The organism is Sulfurovum sp. bin170 (assembly GCF_010892395.1).
Lineage (GTDB): Bacteria > Campylobacterota > Campylobacteria > Campylobacterales > Sulfurovaceae > UBA1140.
In genome coordinates, this window is sequence record NZ_JAACKB010000392.1 from 1 (window position 1) to 6,744 (window position 6,744).

Genomic DNA, 6,744 nt, shown 5'->3' on the forward strand with positions numbered 1-6,744 from the left:
CTCAAAACATCTCCCATAGGAAAAGGATGATTCTCATAGAAAGGGAAAGAGAATCCAATATCTACACTATTGTTTTCATCTTTTATATCAACTAAAGCTAAATGCATTTGTGCATAGAACTTTTGCCAGATGAAACCAAGAGTAATCTCTGTATCACCCATCAATTTAATATCAATATAGTATTTCATACTAAGCCTACTTATCGCTCTGACCAAACACACCACCACGCACAAGTACAGCCATCACATAATGCTCATCTTCTACGGAGTCAAGCTTTTCACCCTGTGCAAATTTGTCAAAGAAAGTATAAAAATCTTTCTTCTCTTTTGGCGTTCTAAAGGCTTTTCCCATATTGGTCACAGCACCATAAGGCTCTATGGCTATCGCTCCATTTCCTGACTCTGTGCCAAACTCAGGATACCAAGTATCTATGCTTCGTAAAGCATTTCCTATCTTTTGAGAGTGCATAGAGGCTACACCATCTACAGCATACAAAATCTTACTCTTTTTGCCTGCTCCTTTGTCCAAAACAAGCTCTTCACTAGGGTAGACCTCTTGGGCTTTTCCCACTTTGGCATAGGTTGTTATCTCTAACATCAAAAACTCATCATCACTTGCAAGTGCATTAGCTATCTTTTCACCTAAATCTATAGCCTCTTTATTATCACTCTGCATAGAACGAATAGAAAAACTCTTAGCATCAAAGCTCCAACTCTTATTTGAAATCAAATCTTTAACTTCAACCTCAATAAACTCTGTTCCTACTCTGTTTCTCCATAAAAATCGTCCATTGGCTAAGTTAATCGCATAACGCAATCCAAGCTCTCTAAACTGCTCTTTCTCTACATAACCTGCTATTGCTTCTTGATAGGTTTTTAAAAAATCTGAATTATTACAAGCAGATGGCTCTTTGATACCACCCAAAACTTTTAGCGTAAAATTTAACACAAGTGTGTCTTGTAGTGGCTCCAAGGCACAAGAGTCTACTGTTTGCAAGTTTGCTTTTTCTACCTCTGCATTAAGTTTTGCAGGGTCATTTTTGATAGCAGGTTTTAGACGATTTGCAATCGTACCTCTCACCGATTTCTCTACCAATTTCAAAGCTGTTTTATTCTCTTTTTTGTCCCAAGTTGTTCCATACATCTGTCCATCTGATGGGACCAATTTCTTCTCATAAGCTAAAACCGATGCTACTTTACTTTTCTCTTTTGCCATGTTATTTTCCTTTTAACTATTATTTTTATTTTGTTCACACAGATACAATCCATGCTCTTTGTCTGCACTGTAATACCATAAAATCTCATCAATAGACTCAATCTTATATGGCATCTTAAACTCGCCCAAGGTCACAACAGATTCAGCAAAACGATGAGGTGTATCTGGATCACGCTGATTTTTGGCAGATCCTAATTTTGATATACCCTGAAAACCTGTGGCTATAGGCACAATCCAACCAGCACTTTTTCGACTGCTTGACCAGAGTACTTTGCCCTCATCATCTTTTTCACAACTGTGATTAATCGTCACATACTCTAAAAGTGCATCTAAACCATCTAAACCTTGTTTCATCGCATCCATCATCAAGTCTCGTCGCTCGACAATGGCATACCCAGGCATAAGTTTTCGGCGAATACGCTGTGTATCGCTCTCTTCACCTTGCTCTTCTCTCTCTATAATGGGTTTTCTAAGCTTGAAAATATCGCCACCTGCCATTTTCATTCTTGATTTGAGATGATGCACCACTCTTTCTAAAAAGTTCTCTTCATCTCGTTTATGAAGTCCTGAAAATTCAATAACCAAAGAAACATCAAGATGTACTCTTGACTCTTCTATAAAAGCAGGTCGTTTTCCATCTTTCTCTACAGGGTTACTTGTCCCTACAATAGAGTAGACATAATCTCCAACCCCTTTATGCACTTGCAAATCAGCCTTATGGCTAACCACCCCTGTTGCCGTAAATTTCAACGCTTCAAAACCATCACTATTGAGCTTTCGTTGCAGAGCATGAACAGCTCCCAACCATGCAGTCATGGCAGGAAACCCTATGGTAAAAGGACTAGAGAGAGCATTTGCATTGTGTACCTCTATATGGGGTACAATTAATAGAGTCTTTATCATCGTAATGCCTCCTTATATTTTTCAAGAAGAGTCAAAAGATGTAAATACTCTCCTTTCCCAAACTTTATATGCTCTTTCTTTCCTACAACTTTCTTATAGCCCACATCAATGACCCATCGTGCTATCTCTTTTAACATCTTATCTAGCCACTCATCATTCTTTTCTCTCTCATCTTGATACTCATGATGAAGCCATACTTTTTGATGATGTTTTAGTTTGGAGTTTTTTTCATAGTATTGCTCTTCTGAAACATTTCGTATCGCCCACATCTTATCAATGATTCTATCTATTATCTCTCCATAACGATAATCTCTACCCTCACGAATATTGACATTGTTATAGTCAGTTTTATAGATGTTATCTAGAGCAAAAAAAGTATCTTTGAACTCCCAAATACTTATAGAGTTTTTAAAAAAATCTATTTTAGGAAAATGAACTTCTCTTTTATCTAAAGTGGGTGGCATCGAATGGAGAAGCTGTGCCTTTCCTCCATTTTGAGAGTTTAACACAGAGATATTTTGAGGTTTAGTTCCTCCATATCCTATGGTAGTTAGATGATGAATCTCTCTATAGGCTTCTTCTGAAAATTTACTATTTTTTCTACTCTCTCGTAACTCTTTTAAAAGTTCTTTCTCCTCTTCATCTTCTCCAAAACGTATCTTATTAAGTCGTTTTCTCAACGCAAAAACCATACCAGAGTTAGTCAAAATAGAGAGTTGATGATAATCATCTTTTACAGGGAAATAGACTTGTTTTATTTTTGAACTTGTTACAGACTCTGTAGAAGTTGAGACCATTGCCAAAAATTCATCTCTCAACTCATTATAGTTTTTGTTCTTCATTGTCAAAAGAGAGATTGCCAATGATGTCTCTTCTTGTATATGCTCTATGAGCTGTTTACCATCAGGCATTATCAAAGTTAAAAACTTATGCACATCCAAAGCAGCTGCATTACCCAAAGCATCTCGCTGAACTTCTACATTTCCTGTCCGTAAAAATCCATCATCTCTTTTTTCTACATTGGCAATAATCGAAGTGACATAACCATTTTTGTTTTTTCTCGAACTCGGATGAGAAAAAGTACATGGATGTGTCGCCATAGAAATCTGCCCTGCTCTTTTAGAAGCATTGGGCAACCAAACTTGCCGTGAAAATTCAATTGCACATTTTTCATGCAGTTCTAAAACCTCATCCTCTTCCATTGAAGATTTAAGATTTTTTTTAATCCAAGCCTCTTTTTTATCATCAAAAAACTTGGATATTGTTTTATTCATAATAGGTCTCCTTTTAATTATTTTATATTTTAACCAACCCAAATTGGTCACTATACTCATACTCACTGCCCTCATAGTAGCCAAAGCTCAACTCTCCATATTTTATAGAGATAGCTCTTTTAGATTTGTCAAACTCTTCTACTAAAGTATTATAGTCTCTTCTCAACCACAATCCACTTCTCATCTCATCATCAATCTCTACTCTATTAATCTGCAATAACTCCTCTCTTTTGATAATATTGTCATACCCTTCTATCTCACAAAATGAATAATCTCTATTATTCTCATCATAAACCAAAAAAACTTTTTGTGTCGGTTCACTCTCTCTAAAGGGGTGCAAGTATTGTGGGTGTGCTGTCAAAAACCAATTCTCATCCAAATAGCCTTGCAGAGATGTTGCCCCTTTTCCATCATAAGAGGTTAAATATTTTTGAGTTTGATAATGTTCCAAGTCACTCAATGAAGATTTCTGCTTTAATTTTTCAGGCTTCATTACTCTAGCCGTTGCATCCAATCGCTCTTCAAGAGCTTTTGTATCTACCAATTCTCTCATATCATGCGTATCCAAGGTTATGCCAACTTCATACCCAGGATAGTTAAAATAGGCTTCTCCCTCTTCATCATTCTCTTTAAAAGCTTTATAGTTATACTGCATCAGAGCAATATTGGGATTACTTATCTCCTCAACTCTATGTCGTCTAACACGACCTGCCAATTGAATAATAGAACGATACGAAGAGGGTTCTATCACAGCCCAATCAAAATCATGGTCTCGACCAACCTCCTCTACAGGTGTTGCTACCAATACAAAAATCATATCTTTAGTTTTACATCTATCTAAATGCGAACGAACAACCTCATCTTCAAATGCTTTTGGCTCTTCCCCCTCTTTCTCTTTTCGTTTTAACACACCCTCTAGGTACTGCTCTTGGGCTTGTCGTAAAAGCAACACTTGATTAGAGTGATATGCCATCACTTTCATCTCAACATCCTCACTTTCCTCTTTAGCTAAAAACTTTGCTAATGCCACACAAGGTCGTATGTTTGCCATACGAACAACACCAAAGGAAACACGAATATTGGTTCTGTTATCTACTGTATAATGAAGCTTATGATTTTGAACAATGGCACTCTTTATTTTAGAAAAATAATGCTTCTCTTTACTCTCCTCCTCTTCAAACTCACTCTCTTCCATCTCCTCTTGACAGTCTACTATCTCTACTTTTCGTTTGACAGGTTCTAACTTCAAATTAGAGACACGCTTTTTTACAAACTTTGTATGTGCTTCTCTATAGTTCTCTACGGCTTCCATACTTTTTGAACTATGCACCAATGAAACTTCTGTTTTAAACTCATCAATCCATGCACAGACTATCTCATTTTTAGCCTCTCTTGCTTTACAAAAGAGTTGCCACCCTTTTTTATAGGCATTAAAATATCCTTCTGCCAAATCAGGTGGAATGGTCGCAGAGGAAATCATCACTTTTCTACCAAGCATCCCTGCTAAATAAATCAACCGTCCTATGGCAATAAGGTCAGAACCTGTAAAGTCGTCTATCTCATCTATAACCAAATCTGAACTCATCAGACGCAAAGAGGGCAAAATATATTTTCCACCTCTTTTTGTCTCTGTTGCACCCATCAAATGGTCAATGGTACAGACTAAGACAGGAGCATAGAGAAAAGCTTTATCTTTGGGCTTTTTAAGCACTGTAGCCAAGCCTTCTTCAGGAATAGCCGAATCAAAATCTATCCACTCATCAAGTAGTGATTCACTAGACTCTGAACCATAATCTTCTACAGGTTCAGACGCTTCTTCTTTGGCTCTGTTATGTAGTTCCAAAACAGCTTTAGAGCCTATCAACACGGCCAACTCACTCTCATCTAATCCAATACGTTCTCTATACTCATCGCCTGTTTGCAAGGTAAGTGTTCTAAGCCCTAAAGCCAAAACATACCGAAGTGTATCTCTCTCTTCGGCTATGCACTGCATTACTTTTGCATTAGCAAAAGTTTTACCACAACCTGTACTTGCTATATTGACAGCAAAAAAACCTTGCCTTTTATCAGTTTCCATAAAAGGTTTTAGTTTATTAACAGCTTTGTCTTGCCAAGAAAAAGCTGTTGGGCTTCTCTTTTTTAGCACTCTATTGTCCTCAACCAACGGTGGCTCTTTTTCAAAAGCAGGTAATAGGTAAACTGTTTTTAAAGCACTCTTCATCACACCACAAAGATGCTCATCAAGCTTCTGTTTTAACACTTTGGTTTTTGGGTCAGTGTTGGCAAAGAGTCCCTGCGTATCTTTCCATGCCATATCAGCATCACGAGAGGAGTAATAATGGTCTCCCAACATCAAAGCCAATCGTGCATGATGTAAAACCACTCTGTAACTTCCATCGTTCATAGCCTCTTCCAGCAGATACAAAGAACCAAGCAGACGATTTGACCATTTTTTAAGCTCTTTTTTCCATTTAACCGAACTGCTCAACAATCCATGAGGAAACTCAAAACATTGTTTTAAACGCTTTTGATACTCCTCTTCATCATACCTATTCTCATATCCCCAAGATTGAGTAATATACTCCAAAGCATCATCAATAGAATTGGACTCTACACCATTCCACTCTTGTCGAATCTTATCTTTTTTTACTGAATCACTAGGCAACCGATGATGAGAAACAATCAACCACATAATAAGCTTGGCAGAATTAGGAAGATTTTTAAAAACTTGCCTATCTACACCCAGCACACTTTTTTTCAAACCCTCTTCATCTATCTCACCCAAAGTCAAAGAATTCAACCAACCCTCTTCACTCTTCTCATTTTGAACGATAAAAGCATGAAGCAACATACAAGAAATCCACTCATGCCGAATAGGGTCACCTTGTTTAGTACTAGACTTTAATTTTTCTTGAAAAAGTTTGGTCGATTTACCCCAATCATGAAAGAGAGCAGAGAGAGCTGTCAAGGACTGAATAAGAGGTAGGTACTTCCAATCACTCTCTTTATAATTATCCAAAATATTTTTTTTCGTCCAATTCACAGGCACAATTCCCTCCTTATTAAATCTATCTCTATTCCCTACTACCCACAAAAAGTCACTACGACTACGACTTCGTATCCAGTGACAAGACACAGCTGTACTTTTAGAAGCAGTTTTACTAAGCAATTTTTTGACAGCCTTTAAACCTTCTTGGGTTATGATTGTCTGCCAAGTATTGTCACCTATACGATTGGCAAAAGAGTCTAAAACTCTTCTCGTTCTTTTTAGAGCATTTTTCTCACATTGTGAAATGAAAGTAACCATCATGGTTCTCCGTCCCTATAATAGAGTGAAGCTTTTTTCACTTCA

At 37.2% G+C, this 6,744-nt stretch carries 5 protein-coding genes; all 5 read right to left on the reverse strand.

The features are described 5' to 3' along the window. Positions 1-188: type I-F CRISPR-associated endoribonuclease Cas6/Csy4 (cas6f, locus tag GSY74_RS09280; RefSeq protein ID WP_164664823.1), on the reverse strand; the 188-nt coding region annotated here is incomplete at its 3' end. A 7-nt stretch (positions 189-195) separates the two neighbouring features. Continuing rightward, positions 196-1,215: a type I-F CRISPR-associated protein Csy3 gene (gene csy3 / locus GSY74_RS09285; protein WP_164664824.1), complete on the reverse strand. Its 1,020-nt coding sequence runs from the start codon at positions 1,213-1,215 to the stop codon at positions 196-198. A gap of 12 nt (positions 1,216-1,227) precedes the next feature. Next, on the reverse strand, positions 1,228-2,118 hold the full coding sequence (gene csy2, locus GSY74_RS09290; protein ID WP_164664825.1) for a type I-F CRISPR-associated protein Csy2: 891 nt from the start codon (positions 2,116-2,118) through the stop codon (positions 1,228-1,230). Beyond that, positions 2,115-3,392 (reverse strand): type I-F CRISPR-associated protein Csy1, encoded by a 1,278-nt coding sequence (gene csy1, locus GSY74_RS09295; RefSeq protein ID WP_223157523.1) that lies wholly within the window; start codon positions 3,390-3,392, stop codon positions 2,115-2,117. Before csy1 ends, csy2 begins: the two co-directional genes overlap by 4 nt. Positions 3,393-3,414: 22 nt before the next feature. Next, positions 3,415-6,702, reverse strand: coding sequence for a type I-F CRISPR-associated helicase Cas3f (gene cas3f, locus GSY74_RS09300; RefSeq protein ID WP_164664826.1), 3,288 nt, complete (start codon positions 6,700-6,702; stop codon positions 3,415-3,417). Positions 6,703-6,744: the final 42 nt, after the last annotated feature.

Coding starts and splice junctions, on each gene's coding strand:
- csy3 (WP_164664824.1), bottom strand. CDS start 1,215: ATGGCAAAAGAGAAAAGTAAAGTAGCATCGGTTTTAGCTTATGAGAAG.
- csy2 (WP_164664825.1), bottom strand. CDS start 2,118: ATGATAAAGACTCTATTAATTGTACCCCATATAGAGGTACACAATGCA.
- csy1 (WP_223157523.1), bottom strand. CDS start 3,392: ATGAATAAAACAATATCCAAGTTTTTTGATGATAAAAAAGAGGCTTGG.
- cas3f (WP_164664826.1), bottom strand. CDS start 6,702: ATGATGGTTACTTTCATTTCACAATGTGAGAAAAATGCTCTAAAAAGA.